Source organism: Chamaesiphon sp. OTE_8_metabat_110 (assembly GCF_031382685.1).
In the GTDB taxonomy this organism is placed as follows: domain Bacteria; phylum Cyanobacteriota; class Cyanobacteriia; order Cyanobacteriales; family Chamaesiphonaceae; genus Chamaesiphon.
Window position 1 is genome coordinate 1 of the sequence record NZ_JANMZA010000417.1, and the last position, 19,414, is coordinate 19,414.

Annotated in this window: 19 protein-coding genes and 1 pseudogene; all 20 read right to left on the bottom strand. The window is 39.2% G+C overall.

Going from position 1 to position 19,414, the window contains the following annotated elements:
- Nucleotides 1–137: 137 nt before the first annotated feature.
- Nucleotides 138–860: an FkbM family methyltransferase gene (locus RMO52_RS15330; protein WP_310415799.1), complete on the bottom strand. Its 723-nt coding sequence runs from the start codon at nucleotides 858–860 to the stop codon at nucleotides 138–140.
- Nucleotides 861–870: 10 nt separating this feature from the next.
- Entirely contained in the window at nucleotides 871–1,842 is a 972-nt protein-coding gene (locus RMO52_RS15335) for a glycosyltransferase family A protein (protein ID WP_310415802.1), read from the bottom strand.
- A gap of 81 nt (nucleotides 1,843–1,923) precedes the next feature.
- A complete protein-coding gene (locus tag RMO52_RS15340) occupies nucleotides 1,924–2,985 on the bottom strand; it encodes a glycosyltransferase (protein WP_310415805.1) in 1,062 nt (353 codons plus the stop codon).
- Nucleotide 2,986: 1 nt separating this feature from the next.
- Nucleotides 2,987–3,943 carry a glycosyltransferase family 8 protein gene (locus RMO52_RS15345; protein WP_310415808.1) on the bottom strand — a complete coding sequence of 319 codons (957 nt, stop codon included), beginning with the start codon at nucleotides 3,941–3,943 and terminating at the stop codon, nucleotides 2,987–2,989.
- A gap of 4 nt (nucleotides 3,944–3,947) precedes the next feature.
- Nucleotides 3,948–5,186, bottom strand: a complete 1,239-nt coding sequence (locus RMO52_RS15350; RefSeq protein WP_310415811.1) for a glycosyltransferase — start codon at nucleotides 5,184–5,186, stop codon at nucleotides 3,948–3,950.
- 52 nt (nucleotides 5,187–5,238) lie between these two features.
- Nucleotides 5,239–6,465 (bottom strand): glycosyltransferase family 4 protein, encoded by a 1,227-nt coding sequence (locus tag RMO52_RS15355; RefSeq protein WP_310415814.1) that lies wholly within the window; start codon nucleotides 6,463–6,465, stop codon nucleotides 5,239–5,241.
- 67 nt (nucleotides 6,466–6,532) lie between these two features.
- A pseudogene (locus tag RMO52_RS24780) lies at nucleotides 6,533–6,646 on the bottom strand (glucose-1-phosphate thymidylyltransferase); the annotation flags it as partial.
- A gap of 24 nt (nucleotides 6,647–6,670) precedes the next feature.
- Nucleotides 6,671–7,693 carry a glycosyltransferase family 2 protein gene (locus RMO52_RS15360; protein WP_310415817.1) on the bottom strand — a complete coding sequence of 341 codons (1,023 nt, stop codon included), beginning with the start codon at nucleotides 7,691–7,693 and terminating at the stop codon, nucleotides 6,671–6,673.
- A 48-nt stretch (nucleotides 7,694–7,741) separates the two neighbouring features.
- A complete protein-coding gene (locus RMO52_RS15365; RefSeq protein ID WP_310415820.1) occupies nucleotides 7,742–8,506 on the bottom strand; it encodes a hypothetical protein in 765 nt (254 codons plus the stop codon).
- Nucleotides 8,507–8,578: 72 nt separating this feature from the next.
- A complete protein-coding gene (locus RMO52_RS15370) occupies nucleotides 8,579–9,682 on the bottom strand; it encodes a glycosyltransferase family 2 protein (protein WP_310415824.1) in 1,104 nt (367 codons plus the stop codon).
- Nucleotides 9,683–9,769: 87 nt separating this feature from the next.
- The gene (locus RMO52_RS15375; RefSeq protein WP_309741744.1) at nucleotides 9,770–10,768 is read right to left on the bottom strand and encodes a glycosyltransferase; all 999 of its coding nucleotides are present in this window, start codon (nucleotides 10,766–10,768) and stop codon (nucleotides 9,770–9,772) included.
- Nucleotides 10,769–10,776: 8 nt separating this feature from the next.
- Entirely contained in the window at nucleotides 10,777–11,355 is a 579-nt protein-coding gene (locus RMO52_RS15380; protein ID WP_396135008.1) for an acyltransferase, read from the bottom strand.
- A 31-nt stretch (nucleotides 11,356–11,386) separates the two neighbouring features.
- On the bottom strand, nucleotides 11,387–12,586 hold the full coding sequence (locus RMO52_RS15385; protein WP_309741742.1) for a DegT/DnrJ/EryC1/StrS family aminotransferase: 1,200 nt from the start codon (nucleotides 12,584–12,586) through the stop codon (nucleotides 11,387–11,389).
- A 36-nt stretch (nucleotides 12,587–12,622) separates the two neighbouring features.
- The gene (locus RMO52_RS15390) at nucleotides 12,623–13,450 is read right to left on the bottom strand and encodes a methyltransferase domain-containing protein (protein ID WP_310415830.1); all 828 of its coding nucleotides are present in this window, start codon (nucleotides 13,448–13,450) and stop codon (nucleotides 12,623–12,625) included.
- 5 nt (nucleotides 13,451–13,455) lie between these two features.
- Nucleotides 13,456–14,697 (bottom strand): ABC transporter ATP-binding protein, encoded by a 1,242-nt coding sequence (locus RMO52_RS15395; protein WP_309740259.1) that lies wholly within the window; start codon nucleotides 14,695–14,697, stop codon nucleotides 13,456–13,458.
- A 68-nt stretch (nucleotides 14,698–14,765) separates the two neighbouring features.
- Nucleotides 14,766–15,629 (bottom strand): ABC transporter permease, encoded by an 864-nt coding sequence (locus tag RMO52_RS15400; protein WP_309740257.1) that lies wholly within the window; start codon nucleotides 15,627–15,629, stop codon nucleotides 14,766–14,768.
- Nucleotides 15,630–15,679: 50 nt separating this feature from the next.
- Entirely contained in the window at nucleotides 15,680–16,630 is a 951-nt protein-coding gene (locus RMO52_RS15405) for a GDP-mannose 4,6-dehydratase (protein WP_309740255.1), read from the bottom strand.
- Nucleotides 16,631–16,651: 21 nt separating this feature from the next.
- Nucleotides 16,652–17,653 carry a UDP-glucose 4-epimerase GalE gene (gene galE, locus RMO52_RS15410; protein WP_310415836.1) on the bottom strand — a complete coding sequence of 334 codons (1,002 nt, stop codon included), beginning with the start codon at nucleotides 17,651–17,653 and terminating at the stop codon, nucleotides 16,652–16,654.
- 324 nt (nucleotides 17,654–17,977) lie between these two features.
- Nucleotides 17,978–18,322, bottom strand: coding sequence for a hypothetical protein (locus RMO52_RS15415; protein ID WP_310415839.1), 345 nt, complete (start codon nucleotides 18,320–18,322; stop codon nucleotides 17,978–17,980).
- 551 nt (nucleotides 18,323–18,873) lie between these two features.
- Nucleotides 18,874–19,414: tetratricopeptide repeat protein (locus RMO52_RS15420; RefSeq protein ID WP_310415842.1), on the bottom strand; the 541-nt coding region annotated here is incomplete at its 5' end.

Here is a 19,414-nt window from a genome sequence, read left to right on the forward strand (position 1 = left end):
GCTGTGCCTACCTTAACAGATTAATTAGCGATCGCTAAATAAAAAGTGGGATGCTCCCGTGCCATAAGCATTTACTTTAAGCATTTTTAATGACTAAACTCAGACATCACTGACACTCCTACTTTTTATTAGCTGCGCTAAAGCTTTGTAAATATCCTAGTTGGATGAACGTATGCACTCAAAGTGTAGCCTCGTGGCAACAAGTAATTTTCAATGTTTTTTAAATCTTCATCTAGCCACGTCTCAATACTAATAACTTTGGGAGAATAGTAATCTATGTCGAAACTTTTTAAGACGTTAAAATCATGACCTTCACAGTCAATATTCAGGTAGTAAATATTTTTACCTGAAAATGGTGAAGCTTGTAAAATCTTATCTAGGCGAGTTGTTTCCAAGACAATAACTTGAGTCGGCTCTTCACCAAGAATGGAAATACAGTCGGTTGAGTCAAGCGAAAAAAGTTGATTGGTTGCACGAGCAGGGTAACAAGCAAACTTCAATTTTTCCGATCTGTCAGACACAGCAGCGACTTGATTAAAGTCACTTGGCCTTAACCTGATAAATTCATTAATCTTATCTGGATCTATATCAATGTTTATTCCTTGCCATCCTTTTTTATGAAGCAAAAGTGTATTTGAAAAAGTGGTTGGATCGAAAGCACCGACATCCACATAAATACCATCGCTAGGATCGAAGTTCTCCAGATACTTAGCAACTATAATGTCTTCACCAAACTGAGAAAATGAGAACTGCATCTGGGCAATTTCAGACCTTCCCCATCTCTTTTTATCTCCATTTCTTAGTAAGGAAAAAATTTTTGATGCCCATAAAGAAAGTAGTACTCCAAGAAACTTTTTCATATATTTGTGCTTATTTTATAGTCAAGTAATTTTTAATTTTACTTAATATGCCTATTATAAATTCTGCCAAAGACACGCCAAGCAAATTAACCAATAGTGGATAAGGATAATTACCGACAATACAGCGATCGGGGTCTAACTTACGAGCTTCAGAGAAGTATTTCTGAGCTGCATCACGATAGCCTTCCCTTAAAACTACTCGTCCATAAGTCCAATAATCTCTAGCGAAAGTCGATCGCACTTCGGCTGATAATGGCTGAGCAGTTTTTTCTTCAATTAATGCCTTTTCTCTCTCTAAGACCTCAAAATAGTACATATCTCCCATTTTTGTATAGGCAGATTGTGATAGCCGTCGATGGTCATTGTACTGTCGATACTTATAAACTAAACAAGGAGCATAAACAAAATGTACACCTGCTAAGACGAGACGTAAATGCAGGTTATTTTCATGTCTAGTAATTAAGAATGGATCGAATCCACCAACTTCTAACAAATATTCACGCTTGTGAATTGGGCAAGATGTTACTGGACTATGGGATATTATCGCGGCAATTGCATCCATTTCTGGCGGTTGTGGCTGAGATGGATAGTTAGAGATCGGCTGAAGTTGTCGATCTGTCCAGAGGACATCACCATACACGATAGCCTTGGTTCCATCCGGGAGTCGGCTCAATTGAGCAACTTGCGTCTCTATACAATCTAACAACAACACATCATCACTATCTAAAAACTTTATGTACTCACCTCTAGCTAATTCAATCCCTCGGTTTCTCGTTAATTGTACGCCTTGATTGGTGTTGGACTCGCTCCGAATGCGATTGCCAAAAGACTCGATCGCCTCTAGACTGTTGTCGGTCGAACCATCATTGAGTACGATTACTTCTATGTTTGAATATGTCTGAGCGAGTGCGCTTTCGATCGCTTGCTTAACAAAATCTTGACTATTGTAGCAAGGTATGACAATCGATACTAATGGGGTCATTGAAATATGTTCCTACTTAGTTCCTAATCTCAATCGGTTTATCGACCATAACGTTTGGCGATCGTTCTGATGTTCAGCACATTAAATATTTTTGACTCTTGTCCGAACTCGAAAACGAAGTACTCTAAGTATCGCCTGCTTCACTATACTCAGATATTGTTTAGTTATTCTAGTAGTTTCATCTCTAGCCTTGTAGAATACTTCCCAGCTAGCGCAGCGTTCTAGTGCGGCTCTTGCGAAGGTATCTTCTGTGAGGCTATGTGTAGACAAGTACGGCTCGATCGTCTGGATTAATTGTTTTGCTCGCTGTTGAAAAGTATGCTGATGAATTACTTCTTGATAACCTGATTCAGCTATACTTTCTCGATCGAAGTCATTGTCTAAATAATAGGCTATTTTTTCTTTCAGATCTGAAATATTCTTTGCTTCTACTAGGTGAATACCATTTTGAAAGGGACTCTCACGAGATAAACTTTCTGTTAGGAGAAAACCTTTACAAGCAAGCGTTTCATATACTCTGGTTTCTGTATCGAGCAGATCGGTACCGTGGATATTTAAAATAATTTTGGCTCGATTGATTAATTTGACCATATCTTGACCAAACACAGTATAAATTGTGACTACGAAGCTTTTATTTAGTTCGTCAATAATCTCTTGCCGCCTTGGCAGCAGATTACCCACAAACAGAATATCGATATCTTTAGGTGTATTTTCAATATATCGATGAAAGCTTGGATCGATTGCACTCAAAAACAAGCTCAGTTGATGTCTTGCTAACCAACCTTTTGCCAGAGCTTCATCCATACACGGCAGCGATCTAAACAATATATGCTCAAATATTCCAGAATTAAGTAAATAATGTTCATTAGGATTGCGCGCTACTAACTCGGTCAGCAGGAAAATTTTAGGACGCTTAATTGCTTTAAGTATTTCGATTGGAATCAGGTAACGGCATCCTCGTTCTAAGAGTACCACATCAAAATTTTCGTTAATTTTTAGCAATTCATGCGCTAGCGAATAAGCGTTTTTTTCATAATCGACGCAAATGGTTGTCGCTCCAAATTCTAATAAGTACTGGTTGATGAAAGTTTCTAATCCCCACCCAGCACAGGTTTCGATTTGATTGATGTAGAGTATTTTCATGCTAAGATTGCGTACTCTTCGGAGGGAAAAAATTACTGAAACTACAACTCGTCCTAAAGTATATGCACGTCCAGATAAATTTTAACAATCTCGGAGTAGAACACCTTTTAGGTTCTGGATTGAATGGTAGCCATTCAAAATCATTGGACAACTGTTCGCTATACCGAGCATATAAGTGACGCATCGGCACATAGTTTTCAGATGACCAGGGTTTGTTCGGCCCTGTATAGTGCAGGATTTTTGGGCTTTTGATTCGACCGTTTGTTTTTTTATCCTGTGGAACGCCCATTAACTTCTCTTTGTAGAGTCGTGTTTCTACGTTCCAAGTACCAGGTAGGTGATAATAATTTTCCCAAAATACAACATTAAGAGCATCCTGGTCGGCAAAATGCAATTGCGCTATGTTATTTGAACAGTATTCTAAAATAGTTTGACCATACTGCTTTTGTCTCCATAATTCTGTATCTATTACCAAGACTCCTGAGTTAAAGTAAATATCGTTATCTCGAACATTAAAAGTTTCTACGAAAACCTCTTGATAGGGTAATTGAATGTGAGGGATGGCAGCAATTGGCTTATTGTCCATCTCAAGATCGAATAACTCAGCAATATCTGATAGTACCAATATATCACAATCTAAGTAAACAATCTTCTTACGATCTGGACACAGATCGGGTATCAAAAGCCTTGAATACATATTTAGATTGAGATGTTCTAAAATAGTCGGCAAAGATGCAAATAAAGTTAAATCTACATTTACAATAGAAATTTTAGCAGCACAATCAGCGCACAATTTCTCTAAGTTAGACTGATTTTCTTTTGAAATATCAGAAGAGAGAATATAGAATTCTAATCGATCGGGACTAGCTGTATTATTTATAATAGAAGTAATGGTAACAGCGCAATGCCTAGCATATTTATCATCAGCAGCGAAAAAAATAGATATTGGATCTTTCATAGTATTATTGCTCTAGTAATTTAATAGCATTACAGATCGCAAAATGGAACTTTTCACTGGAGAAGTCGGTCAAAAACTGTTGATACTTTTCCTCTTCGATTGTAAAGTTGCTGCTAATGCTTGCGATCGATCGAGCAATTTGATGCGGTTCTTCTGGCACTGCATAGCCCCACTGATACTCCTTTAACACCTTCTTCATTATAAAGTTGTCTGCAATGATAACGGGCTTCCTAAGATAGATCGCTTTTGTTAAGATATTACTACTAAAAGAATGATTTTGATATTGAAGATAGATGATATCTGATATAGCTAATAATTGATTGAATTCACCCTCTTCTGAGATATAGTAGTCAAGTCTTAGATAGGAATTATTAGGTAATTTTAATGAAAGTTGTCGAATTAATTGTGTCTCTACTGTTGTATAAAATTCTGGCTGTAAATGTCCGATCGCTAGGATAAAATATTTTTTTGGATCTAATTCTTGGGCTGCTTCTAAGAAAAGTTTTAAGTTTCTTTTTGGTAATAATGCACCAGTAATAGAGATGATTTTTCTGCCTGCTGCTAGGTGGCATATTTTTTCAGGTATCTCATATTCTTTTCCAATAGTTACATCAGTTATTTCTGGCAGAGCTAAAAACTTTTTTATATGAAAACGACTCTCATAAAATTTCAAATAGATTGGATGTAATACCAATACTGCCTTACATGAAGATAAAGCAAATAACTTTTCGGCTACAAATCGTTGACGGCTTTTTTTTCTTCCCCAAGAAATAGAAGATCGATAGGATGGTTGAATTACTAGTGTCATCCATCGAGAGGGCATTAGCAGCTTGGCAAACCAGTAGGGGATTGCTGGTAAAGACGTATCGGCATCAGCAAAAAAGACTGGCATATCCCTACCAATCTTTTTGAGTAAGTTTCTAGCGAATAGTATAGAAGCTACAGATGAAAATTGATAAGGTAAGTTTTCAAATACAAGTCTGATTATTCGATCTAATACTAGTAAGCTTTTGAAAAAGAGCTTTTCTGTCAGAGATAATTTAAAATCTAATACAGAACAGTTCTGTTCGTTCAAACTTTTAATCCATTTACTCAGATCTGTATTATCTTCACATGTAGCGTGAACAAAATAATTCTGCTCGATTAGAGAGCGTAATATTTTTTTGAAATATATTGCATGATGACCTTTCCAAGTAGACACATCAATTAGAAGAATTTCTTGTTTATCTTCAATATCTTTCATGTAGCAGTATCTTAATTATCCTCAATTTATATTAAAAATAAAATGCAGCTTTTTATCTAAGTATTCCCTTGTATAGTTCGATATATTTTCGAGCTTGCAGATTGAGATGATATTCCTCTAGAGCTATCTTTCGACAATTTACACCCATCTGTTCTCGAAGGTTCTCATCTTCCAACAAGTTAACGATACCATTGCAAAAATCCTGTATATCTTCTGGTTTAGCTAAGTAGCCAGTAATTCCAGGACGGACTAGATCGGGTACACCACCAATATCAAAAGATACCATTGGCGTGCCGCAAGCCATACTTTCTTGTAGAACTAAAGGTAAATTGTCTGCACGAGTAGGAAATATAAATAAGTCAGCCGCAGAGTAAGCAATTGCTTTTAAGCGATCGCTATTAAGATAACCGAGGCTGACAACTTTCATTCCTACCTGGTTAGCGATTTGTTCTCCCCGACTACCAATAGTCAGTAATATAGTTTCTGCCTTGAGAGTTTCTGGTAAGCTCTGCAAAGATCGAACGAGTAAATCTCCCCCTTTGCGAGTATCTTTGAGATCTGTAGCCCCAAACATAATAATTTTTTGGTTTGCTGGTAGCCCAAGAACTTCTCGACATTTTTGAGTATCGATCGGTTGGTAAGCCTCTGTATCGATGCCATAGGGGATACAGTGGACATCATATCTCCCGAGCATACTCGCTTTGGCTTGTTCTGCCAACCATTTACTGGGAGCGACAACAGTTAGATTGGAATTATCATAAACCCAATCTTTTAACTTCCACTCTATTTTAGTATTATCACGATAAATATTGGGATATTCATTGGGATAAGGGCATTTGCCACAACCGATTTTATTCCATCGATCGCAATCATAGCTGTAAGCGCAATGTCCAGTAAAGCTCCACATATCATGCAGCGTGAACACAGCAGGCTTATTTTTTGTTAACTGGGGAAGAGCTAAATAATTAAACCAGCCAATACTGCTATGCAAATTGTGTAGATTTAAAATGTCTGCTTCTTGGTAGAACGGATGTTTAGGAATATCGAAAGTGCTAGCTATATTAAGATAAAGTAAGCCAAATCGACCATTTAGTCTAAATAATCGATCGTTAAGGTGAGTATTTTGCGAAATGACTTCAATCCTTGAATCAGAAATTAAGGCTTCGCCCACTAATAGTTTAGAGCTTAGTCCTTGCGTTAATAAACCTTCATGGAGACGATAGGCGGCAATAGCTGCTCCACCGCCAATATCAGTCTGATTGATATGTAAAACTTTCATGAAAATAAAATTAGGCTTTTGCTTTAGTCATTATCATCTTGTCTTTACCCAGCTCTAGATATTTTCAGTTGACGCAGGTGATTTCTAGTTCACTGCGTGGTGAAAGACCAATATTATGGACGATATTAATTACTTGGTTGTCATAGAAATACAGTCAAGTTACCTCATAGTTGGATTTGGGCTAGAGTGGCTCCAATATTGTCAATCAGACAAGAGTTCTGACTTTTAAATAATTTTTGAGCGTTTTGAATCGTGTTCCCAATTTGATTAGATACCGCAGTCGTTTTAATAAAACTACCCCTAATTGCCAGTGAAGAGAGAATATGAATTTATAGGAAGGAGCATATTTGACAATCTTTAGGTAGGAATCAAGCTCTCTCTTGAAGAGGACTTTTTCTGAGATCAGGTAACTAAGCCACCAGCTCGACACCAAACCGAAGAATATTTCCTTAGCTCGATCGGATATCGGCACTCGCTCCTCAATTTGTTCGACGATTGACAAACTTTCCTCAACAATTAGTGCGAGTTTAGAATTGTTTCGTGAAACACTTCCCTGAGAAAATCTAAAATAGTTGAGTGATTGAGGGACAAAGTATATATCTGTAACCAAAAGTATTTTCGACCAAGTAAACCAATCACCAGTTACTTTAAATATCTCATTGCCTCGATCGACTTCCGATCTGTAGACAGATTTTCTAATTAAGACTGCGCTGGCGTTAGGTATTGTATTCTTCGCCGCCAAGAAATTGATGCACTCATCTTTTCCTACATTCAAATAGCTAGCATTCCATCTTTTTGAATTAAAGCAATCTGTATATTCAAGAAAGTTTGGAGAAATAATCTCGTCCTTGTTGTCAACTAGGCACGATTGACAGTAAACAAGACCGACATTTTTATTTTGCTCCATAATCGCGACTAATTCTTCAAGAAATCGAGGAGCAGCATAGTCATCTGATTCAGCAATCCAGGCATACTCACCAGCGGCTAGGCTAAAACCTTTATTCCACTGTTTAAAGGTAGACCCACTATTCTCTGCATTAAAAATGGCATGAGTAATTCTTGGATTGTCTTCATACCTAGCAAAAACTTCTTTACTGCGATCGGTAGAATTATCATCAAGGAAGATTATTTCAAAATCTTGAAACGTTTGGTTGAGTATGCTTTCAATCCGTCGGTCTAAGAAGAGAGCATGGTTATAGTTGGGAATAATTACACTAACTTTTACCATGTTATAGTTTTGGGGGTTCACAGGTTTATGAATCAAAATAGTATTTTATTAATCTAGAAATACTAATGGACGCAGTGGTGATTGAGACAACCACGATTTTACTCTTTGCTGCGAACCAATAGCTCTCAATAACTTGTACTTACTGAAACACATATTTACACCCGTAATTGTTTGCACGTAACAGAAATTAAATTCTGGGTACCATCTTTGATAAAAAATTGATTGAACTTCCCAAAACTCAGTTCCAATTTTCCCGCCACTCAAATGAGTAAGATGGAAGTCAATGACATAGCAAGTTTGTTTATTCAGAAGTGCATTCAGACATAAATCCGTAGCATATAAATGAAATCCTCGCAAATTTTCAGAGCTAGCAATATTTGCACTCGTCTTAACTACTAAAAAATTTTCATCTAAGGAATGAACTTGCTGGGGTAAAGCTCCTTGCCACTTAGGAGTACCATTGGGATCTGTAATCTTGGCAACCATGCCGTGACTACTGCTAATACCTGCATTGCCAACGATCGCCCAACGGGGATCGAGTTCATCTAATTCCGTCAGGAGCTTGAATAGTCGATCGAAGTCATCACCTTTATCGATAAGTAAATCCTGGTGGCACAATATAATATAAGGCTCAATAGTTGTGGACTTAAGTACCTTAAAGATCTGATAGGGATCGAATTGGTTTTTCTCCGAATTATCAAAAAGAGAATAACGACATTTCTCTAAATCAAAACCAGCCGCAATAAAGGAAGTTTTCATCTCCTCATACTGTTGTAAGTTATTTGAAATTGTACAAATATGAAATATTTTCATGTTAAGTTCAATCTTAACTATTACCCTATCTAAATAACTTCGATCGAACAAACATCTGTTGAGTGATAAATATTAACTTTTTTCACTGGTTTTCAACCTATCCTTCATATACTCTACAACAGGTGAAAAATGCTTGATCCGACCCTTCATCGAAGTGACAAGTAAATCCATTTTTTGAAGTATATCATGCTTTAAAAATTCGATAGCATTTCGATTGATTGTTCTAGTAATTAAAGGATAAAATTTGGAAACTTTCTCTAGTTCGATATGCGGCGAGAAGGCAAACTCTTCATTAGAGTACTCTCCTTTTCGAGCCATTTTCCATGCTGAAAAAGTTTTTTGATCGAAAAGATGGGCGAGATCGGTTTCAGGATAATATTGTTGAGCTACAGCACGTATTGGAGCATAAGCGACGTGAAAAGCAAAGTCATGAATCAACAGCAATTCATCTAAAATTTTTGCCCTATAATTGCGGTTCTTGCTACAGAAAGAGGTCATAGATGTACCATGTACTCGGAACTGTGCGAGAACTTCTGGTACTTGACTAATTCCAGTATTAATAGCAACTCTGGTACAGAATTCTAAATCGCAGATTGTAATCAAATGAGGATTGAACAAGCCAAATTGGTAAAAAACGTTCCTGTGTAACATTATAGAAGTAGGCTCACCAACCAAATTAACTCCAATTTCTTTTAGCGCAAGTTCAGAATACTGTTGAGCCGAAATATTTACAGTATCACCAAATGGATTTTGGGCAGAAGGATGATTTAGATAAGCTATCTTGACCTCTTCGTCAGTTTCTGGTTCAAAGATAAATTCCCGACGGCAGTAAATAATAGGCTTACCCAATTGAGTTGCTGCGAAGAGTTTCTCCAGGCAATTTGGCGCGATCATATCATCCTGAAAGACGAATTTGATCCATTCTCCATTAGCAAGTTCGATACAACGGTTCCAATTTCCCACAAGCCCTAAATTTTGAGGGTTTCTAATAACTTCGATCCGAGTGTCTCTTGCCGCATATTCTTCGGCAATATCAATCGTATTGTCAGAAGAGCGATCGTCAACAATTAAAATTTCAAAATCTTTATACGTTTGAAGGAGAACGCTATCGAGAGTATCTTTAAGGTACTTTTGACCATTATAAGTTGGAATACAGACTGAGATAAATGGTTTCATATATAGAATGTATTTGTCCACAACCTACTGTACATTTTGATTTGTAATTGACAATGAAATTTATTTATTTTAAATAAATGTTCTATTTTAAGTAAATATTTTTAAAATTCTCTTCTTGACACTATTTACCAGCTTCATTATTAACCACTTAATGGATTCCTGCTGATTTGTCAAAATTGCTATTTTCTCTTCTGAATTTATGAGATTTTCTATAAGTCTCTGTCTATATTCACTAGGGTAAAAAGTTATACTTGTATTTTCAAAATCTTTTATTAGTAACGATCTATCGTAGATGTCCATAGTCAAATGAATATGTGCATCTATTAATTGTTGTCTCACTTCTACTTCTTGTTTTTGTAAATCTTTAGAAATTACTTCTATGGCTTTTATAGTCTTTGCAATTTGAAAATTCCTACTTTGACTTGAAAACGTAGAACTGCTGTGAATCCTATAGACAGCCATAATTTCATCTATATGGAAAATGTTGCCATACTGAGCATTCATCATATTTATATAGTAATCTCCCAAAGGAGAATCGGCAAAATTTGCTCCCAGTATTTTTGATGTGTTATTTCTGAATACACAGGATGGGGTATGAATGTAGTTACCTTTAGCTAGATCGATAATGTTAGATACGATCGGAGGATTACCACCAGTAATATAGTCATCCTTGAATTTACCTTCCTCTTCAATCTTGACTTTATGAAAGCAAATGGCAAATTCAGGATTGCTTTCCAAAAAATCTACCTGTTTTTGCAATTTAAGGGGATCTATCCAATAATCATCACCTTCGCAGAGCGCAATGTATTTCCCTTGTGCTTTTGCAAAAAGATCGGCTATAAATCCAAATCCTCTTTGAGAATACTGGTTTTCAGCTTGCATTATTATATCGATCGAACCGGGATATTTGTTCTGATACTCTAGAATAATATTAGTAGTATTATCGGTTGACGCATCGTCATGAATGACAATTTCAATCGCAAAGCTTGTTTGTTGTATAAAAAACCCATCTAATGCCGATCGAATGAATTTTTCATGATTATACGCAATACAGCAAATACTAACAAGAGGGGTTATTGAAAGCATTGATTAGGTTAATTAAGCTTGGATTCTTCTGACTTGAGAAACAATTTTTCAACTTCCAGCAAGTTATTACTGCGTTCGCCAATCCGCTTCAGTGGATATCCAGCATATGTAGTAAACGCTTCACAATCTTTTTTTACCAGACTTAAAGCTCCGATTGCTGCGCCTTCGCAGATAATGACCCCAGGCAAAATAATTGACCCAGAACCAATAATAACGTGCTTACCAACGATAACATCAGCATGAGTGACGTTTGTAAATTCAGTGGGAATAGTGGGATTGCTCATTGCAATCCCACTATAATCATCATTACTGCTGTAAATAGATACCCGTGAGGAAAGATTTGAGAAATCAGATAAGACTATTTTTCCGTTTCCTATCAGTGACGAATAAACAGCTATATGTATGTTTCTACCAATAGAGATACCACCCAATCCTGCTGATAGAACACAAAAGTCATCAATTCTGACATTATTCCCAATCTGAATTTTGGGACAATTATAGTAAGAAGACTTGTCAGATAGTAAAACATTACTCCCAACTTTAGCAAAACCCATGTTACTTATTTGTTCGTTAGTCAACCAAGCCATATCGTTGTATTTTTTGATTTAATAGTCAATCTTATGCTTTAAGTAAATCTCTATTTCGAGTACGATCGCTAGTGATTGCTATTCTGAATATGTGACAGATTTTTTTGATGTCATCCTCGGAAATTGCTGTCCCCGTTGGTAAAACTAAAACCTTCTGGGTTAGCTTTTCTGTCTCAGGCAACAATAGACCCGCGTGAGGAAAATAAGAGCGATAGGGTTCCATCCGATGACAACCAGGATAAAAATATCGTCTAGCAATTATATTCTCAGCGTGGAGGATCTCAAGCAACAAATCTCGACTGATTTCCGTCTTCCCCTCGTCTATTTCTAACACAATGTATTGGTAGTTATGTCTCTCAGTTTCATTCACAGGGAATAATGACACCCCATCAATATTAGCTAGACCATCTCGATAGCAATGATAATTACGACGATTGACCTCGATAAACTCATCCAAGCTATCTAGAGAAGTTAACCCCATCGCGGCTGAGATTTCTGGCATCTTACCATTTGTGCCTAGATAAACAACGTTATCAAAGCCAGAAAAGCCAAAGTTTTTCATCAACCGTAACTTTCGATCTAAGTCATCATCATTAGTAACGATCGCACCTCCTTCAAAGGTATTCATAAACTTAGTTGCATGGAAGCTGAATACTTCAGCACTGCCAAAGTTCCCAATCATCTTGCCCTTGTGAGCGCACCCAAAAGCATGAGACGCATCAAACATTAGCTTGAGATTGTGTCTGTTAGAAATTTCTATCAGTGTTTCCACGTCGCAAGGCTGTCCCCACAAATGCACACCCATAATCCCCGATGTACGCGGTGTAATCAGGGACTCGACTCGCCAAGGGTTGAGGGTATGAGTTTTGGGATCGATGTCACAAAAAACAGGGGTAATTTCTTGCCACTGTAAAGCATGGGCGGTAGCAATAAAAGTAAACGAAGGAATAATCACTTCCCCTTTTAACTCCAAAGCTCGAATCACTAGCTCTAATGCAATGGTGCCATTGCAAACAGCGATGCAATGCTTCACACCCAAACTATCTGCTATTCGCTGCTCGAATTCTTGCACAAAAATTCCATTGTTAGATAGCCATCGGCGATCTAACATATCGTTAATACGCTCTAAGAGGCGATCGCGATTTCCGATATTTGGACGACCTACAAAAAGTTTTTCTTTGAACTTAGGTTCGCCGCCAAAGTAGGCCAGCTCTGATGTCGTTGTATTCATAAAAATTAAACCTAAGTAAAATTGTGTGTCTTATGACTATTCTGGTTTCTCGACAATATATAAAACAGAGCGAGGATGTATTCCATATCGATCAAAAGCTTCAGAGCCAAAAAAATTGATATTTAGCTGAGCGACTGTAAAACCCGCTGATGTAAGTTTGTCAATAAACCCTGTTTTGGAATACATTCTTACATGATCGTCTTGACCAAAATGTTTCCATCGATCTTCGGGGGTGGTAACTTCTGGATTTTTATAATCTTCTTGCAAACTTAGCACGACAGGCACCATCACAATCCCCTTACCCCCTCGCGTTAGGACTCGATAAAGCTCACTCATAGCTTTTCGATCATTTTCGATATGTTCTAAAATGTGAGAACATATGAAAAAATCAAAGGTGTCATCTTCATATAGATCCATTTGAGTGATATCTACGACATCATCGACACCATCCATCATCATGTCAGCCGAGCGATAACCAATATGAGGATATTTAGCCTTGATGAGTTTCTGCAAACTTGCTGATGGGGCGATATCTAATAACCTAAACTCATCTTTAACCTCAGATACTTCTTTCTGAAAATAGAGAGCATATAGCCTATCTCGATCGCTGGCACTACAATTAGGGCAAAAATAGTTTAAATAATTTAGTGTTTCATACTGAAATATGGAAAATATATGCCCATGTTTATCTAAATTTTCATAATAGAGATCGGACAGGCGATGAAATTGACTTACTTTAGAAGAACATACAGGGCAGAAGTGTTTTAGTTCCTCACAAGAATCATTTACAGGACTAAATTTCGCTTTACCCAATAACGCCTTAACAGACTCTTTAAATCTTTTAGGTATAATCTTTTTATACATGTTACTTATCCAATTTGCGTTAACTCACCATCTAATTGAAATGCCGTCCATACATTCTTTTCAGCTTTAACCTGGAAAAAGACTATTGACTGTGCCCTCATCAATATCGGCCCACCTTTACATTCGTTTAAACCGACAGTAATTGAGTAAAGTCCTTTAGAGAAGATTATCTTGGGAATTAAGATCTTGAAATGAACAATTCCGGTAATATTTTCCAAAGGGTAAGCCTCTTCATAAAAGTACTCAGCAATACCTCTTTGTTCGGCATCATAAAATACCAAGTATGGTTCAGGATTTCTAAATGCTCGATCGACATTTAAGTTAACTTCAATCTCAAAATCTGAAAGTCTTTCTACCAGGATAGAATCTGTTTGCCCCAATGATGGTTGGCCATTAATTAAAATATTAGTGATTTGTACCAAGTTATCAGTATAAAATGACGGTATGATATCAAACTTTGAATAAAAAATATCTATTCCTTCTGAAACATTTTTACCTTGATATACTGGCTTACCTTTTTCTAGCAATGCTATATCCGTAGCAATTCGCGATACTTGAGGCATACTGTGAGAAACAAAGATAACAGCACAATTAGGAATAAGTAAATCGATTTTTCTGAAACATTTTAAAACAAACCCCATATCCCCTACTGCCAACACTTCATCCAGCAATAAAACATCTGGCTTAATTAACACTACAGCAACTGCAAACCCCAACCTCACACTCATCCCTGAACTGTATGTTTGTACTGGTGCATCAATGAATTCTCCTAGCTCAGCAAACTCAATTATTTCCTCAAATTTAGCATCAATCTCGGCCTTACTTAATCCGAGAATCGAACCATTTACATAAATATTTTCTCGCCCAGTCAAAATCGGATTGAAGCCTGCACCCAAAGCAATCAATCCTCCTACCTGACCATTAATTTCAATGCTACCTCTGTCTGGCTTGATCAGCCCATTGAGCATTCTTAAGAGAGTAGTTTTTCCGGCTCCATTGCGTCCAATTAGTCCTAAACATTCGCCCCTACGTAACTCAAAACTGATATCTTTCACCGACCAAAACTCATCTGCTCTTAGCTCATGCTCGTACTTACGTCCGGTTAATTCTAAACCAATATCCTTAATTCCATACCATAGAGACTTCTTCAAGCTTCGGCAAAACTTTTTTGAGACATTCTCAACCCGGATTAAAACTTCTTTGTTTTCCGACTGACTTTGTAAGTGGCGCCCTGGCAAATCTAACATTATACTTTTTGCAGTTACTTTAACTTGAGGCTTTTAGATTAAGGAGTGAAATGAAGTGAGATACTAGCTTAGGAACTCATTCTCTCAATAATAAACGGCATCGATAAACGATATAAAACCCAAGCGGCAAGCAGTAATGCGAAACTTAGACCACTCACTATCCAGAAACTCGTTTGGTCAGCCACTATGCCAGTCGTCGCCAAATCTCTTGCGGTTACTAATAAAGGCGTAACTGGATTCCAACTAACCACTGTGCTGAACCATCCCTGCTTAGGAGTAGGGTAAATCACCGGAGTCAATAACAGCCAAGGCGTTACAATTAGCGGAATTACTCGCCCCACATCTCCGTACAAAGCCCCAAACGGAGCAATCAGCAAACCAATTCCAGTCCCCAATATAACCAGATGGATGATAGCTACAAATGCTGGAATTATACTCCAAGTGACTGGGATTTTAAACCAAATAAATAATCCGATAATGAGAATTAACTTAATCCCAAAATTAAAAAATATCTCCCCCAACTTAGCTAAAATAATCGCCTCTTTCGGAAAATTAATCTTAGCTAGCATTTGATTCGCTGCCCCTACTGCTGCTAGCGGCCCCATTAGAGCCTCGACAAAAGTTTGCCATAACGACATACTAAACATCACATAAGCCGGATAGGGAATATCAGTCACTCCAATGTTGACCGCCCCAGAACTCTTCGCCATCACTAACCCCAATGCCGCAATTATCGGCGGAAAAAAGGCCCACAACACTCCTAGGAAAGATTGGCGGTACTGAGCACTAATATCACGCACTAATAACCGCCAAGCTAACTCTCGCGATGCCAACAGATCGGACATCATCGATCTGAATAACATCAACGGATTGCGAATGCGGCTTTCAGGACTGTAGACAACCCGCATCGAAGCTTTACTGGATTTACTCATCTTGTGAAATTTACTCATCTTGTGAAAATTACAATACTGAATAAGATCCGTTAAACTTTAGCAGCACTCATCAGGCGGACGACATCGGTCATTTTATATTTAGCCTGCCAGCCCAGAATTTCTTGGGCTTTTTGGGGATTGCCCCTACCTACTGCCAAATCTGTCGGTCTTAATAAACTATCATCGATCGCGACGTGCTCGCGCCAATCTAAGTCTACTGCGGCAAAAGCGGCGGCAACAAAATCTTCTAAACGGCAACTTTCCCCAGTAGCAATTACATAATCACTAGGGTGAGATTGTTGCAACATCAAATACATAGCTTCTACATACTCTGGTGCCCAGCCCCAATCCCGCTGAATGTGCATATTGCCTAGCTGTAACTTCTCATTGCCACCCTTAGCAATTCTACAAGCTGCGGCGACAATTTTTTGGGTTACAAATCTTTCTGGGCGCAGGGGCGATTCGTGGTTAAATAAAATTCCGGAGCAGGCAAATAGCCCATAAGCTTCCCGATAGTTGGCCACTTCCCAAAACGCGGCGGCTTTGGCTACCGCGTAAGGACTTCTCGGTCGGAAGGGTGTTTCTTCATCAGCAGCAGTGCCGCCAGTATCCCCGAAGCATTCACTGGAACCAGCATTATATAGCTTGATGCCCGATCCTAAAAAGCGAATTGCTTCTAGTAAGTTGAGGGTGCCCGTTGCAATACTTTCGAGTGTTTCTACTGGCTGTCCAAAGGATAAGCTGACCGAGGTTTGACCTGCTAAGTTATAGACTTCACTTGGTTGAAACTTCGTCAGTACCTGCAAGACGCTCCGAAAATCGGTCAGTGCCATCGATTCTAGCTGGATTTGCTCGGCAATACCCAAAGATTTAAGGTTACGAAAACTAGACATCTGCGCGTCTCGCGAAGTACCACAGACAGTATAGCCACGATCGAGCAACAATTGAGCCAAATAAGCTCCATCTTGACCGGAAACACCACAAACGATCGCTCTTTTCATTTTAAATTTTAGGTCTTGTAATCAGCCAAAATGTCGCTGTTGATGCCACTTCCACGCATGGGTCACGATCGCACTCAAGTCAGCATACTCTGGTTTCCAGCCGAGTACTTGACGCGCTTTCTCACTACTACCAATCAGGGTAGCAGGATCGCCAGCGCGGCGGGGACAGAACTCGATCGCGATCTGTTTACCCGTCACTTGTTTGGCTGTGTCGATCACTTCCTTGACTGAGAAACCATTGCCATTACCCAAATTGAAGATTTGGCTGACTTGATGTGCTAGCAAATATTCTAAGCCTAAGACGTGCGCTTGAGCCAGATCGGTAACGTGAATATAGTCGCGGATGCAGGTACCGTCGGGCGTGTCATAATCAGACCCAAATACAGATATTGCCGCCCGTTTACCCGCAGCAGCCTGTAAAATCAGCGGAATCAGGTGGGTTTCGGGATTATGATCTTCCCCAAACTGACCATCGGGATCGGCACCAGCGGCATTAAAGTAGCGGAAAATTACAGATTTTAGACCATACGCTGGGTCGTAGTCCTGCAATACCCGCTCGATCGCGAGTTTGCCAGCACCATAGGGATTGATCGGGTGCTGGGGATGCTGTTCGTCGATCGGAATGTACTGAGGATTGCCATAGGTGGCACAGGTGGAGGAAAAGATAAAATTAGTTACCCCATGTGCGCGCATCGCATCGAGCAATGCTAAGGTACCCACCACATTATTTTGCCAGTATTTAGCCGGGTCGCTGACTGATTCGCCTACATAGGCAAAAGCAGCAAAGTGCATTACTGCTGTAATATTGTATGTCGTAAAAATCCGATCGAGGACGGCGCGATCGCTGATTTCACCCACGACTAAGTTAGCTTTGAGATGGGATTCGATCGGATCGCGATGTCCATATACTAAGCTATCTAAGACGACGACTTGAAAGCCGCGTTCCTCCAAGGCTTTGACTGCATGAGCGCCGATATATCCAGCCCCACCCGTTACTAGTATTACCCGATCGACTAAATCCATGATAAAGCTCTATAAAATGCCAGAGGCGGTGATTGTGTGTCTGATATCTGAATCTAGGGTACTAAATTGTGCGATCGATTCTCCATATAGAGAGGCTACACCAATGACTGTGACAATAGCCTGTTCTCAGGCACATCGGTCGTGAAATAGCGCTCTACGATCGTTGCGGCAACTAATCTCACTAATTGCTCGATCGGGATTTGCGGCGCTCGATCGCATCTGCTAGATTCTCGATCCTTATCCGCTAAAAGGCGGTAGCTTTGGCGAAGCATATTTAGTATATTTATATACATGGCATTGCTCGAACGGAACGATGAATTTCACTTAACGAATGGTGCTAAAAGCTTTGACACCCTGATACTGCTTCACCCGCGCTTCCCGGCGGGTAAATTCACCCACCGACGGGTTTCCATTGGGATGAACGACCCCAGTCACTCGTTGCCACAACTCATCGGGAGCGATCTCGATCTTGTATGTGTGAGTATCCGTCTTGCAAACATAATACCATCGCGTACTTCGGCAGCAATCGCACCAAAAAGCCTCCAGCCATTCTCCCGTGATGGAAATAGTGGTGTGAAAGGCAATCGAGCTTCTTGCCGTTACGCGGTCGATGCCTCTGGCTTCGAGTTGCTCTGGGCGGTCGGCAAATAAATAATACTTTTTACTCACACTGTCTAGATAGCAGTCGTGAATCGGACAAAAAATACTTCGGCGCTTCGATCTGCTGCGGTTTTTGACACACTTATCCTGCACTTCGGCCTCCTTCGCTGAAATAAATGGCAGTGAACTGAAGGTTGCGGGGGAGAGACTGAGATCTAACAGATCGTCAAAGCCCACTCCGGTAAGTTACCACACTATCCCAAATCGGTCTAATGTCGGTCGATCGATCTGAGACATTTTTTGAACTAATATCTTTAACTCAAATAAATGTTACGAACGATTATCTAAGTTTTAATCTACATAATTGGCTAAATTTCTAAGAATTAAAAGTCAGCAAACCTAGTAGTAGAGTGACAATCTTAGCGATCTATCCAGTTTTGAGGATGCTGTTTAGCTAATAGCGTATTTTCGTAATTTTTGTAGCGTTTGCGACCTATCGACCCAAATCATATCACATTAGTACTCTCCACTCGCGTAATTGCTAGAAGTTCTTTTGTAAAATATTATAGCAACCGCACACTACACTTAGTAAGTACTGTCGCGGCGACGACTTCTTGTGACTACCGCTCTAACGAACCTTGGATTTTTTGAAGCAGGGCTTGAGTTAGCGGGAGATCGGAGAGTTGTTCGACTTGTCCAGTATTTACGACTTGGTGGAGAAAGTCAAGAAAATCTAACTGCACTTTCTGGGTTTTGGGATGATCTGTGCCCAAATGTTGTGCCCTAATCGTGAGCGAACGCGTATAAAGTTGCTCTGCCTCACCATACTTTTTCAAGGCTTGATATACAAAAGCTAAATTATTCAAGCTAGTGGCAATCTGTAAATTGTCTGCACCAAGCTGGCGTTCTCTGATGGCTAGCGATTGAGTATACAGTGTCTCCGCTTGACGATACTGTCCGGTCTTGTAATATAAGCTTGCCAAGTTATTTAAACTTTGAGCCGTGTGGGGGTGATTTTCGCCCAGTTGACGCGCTCTAATTTCTAGCGCCCGCACGTATAGTGGTTCGGCAGCGCTATAGTTACCAGTCTTGTAATACAGTACTGCTAAATTATTTAATCCTTGTGCTGTGTGGGGATGATCTCGCCCGAGTTGACGCTCG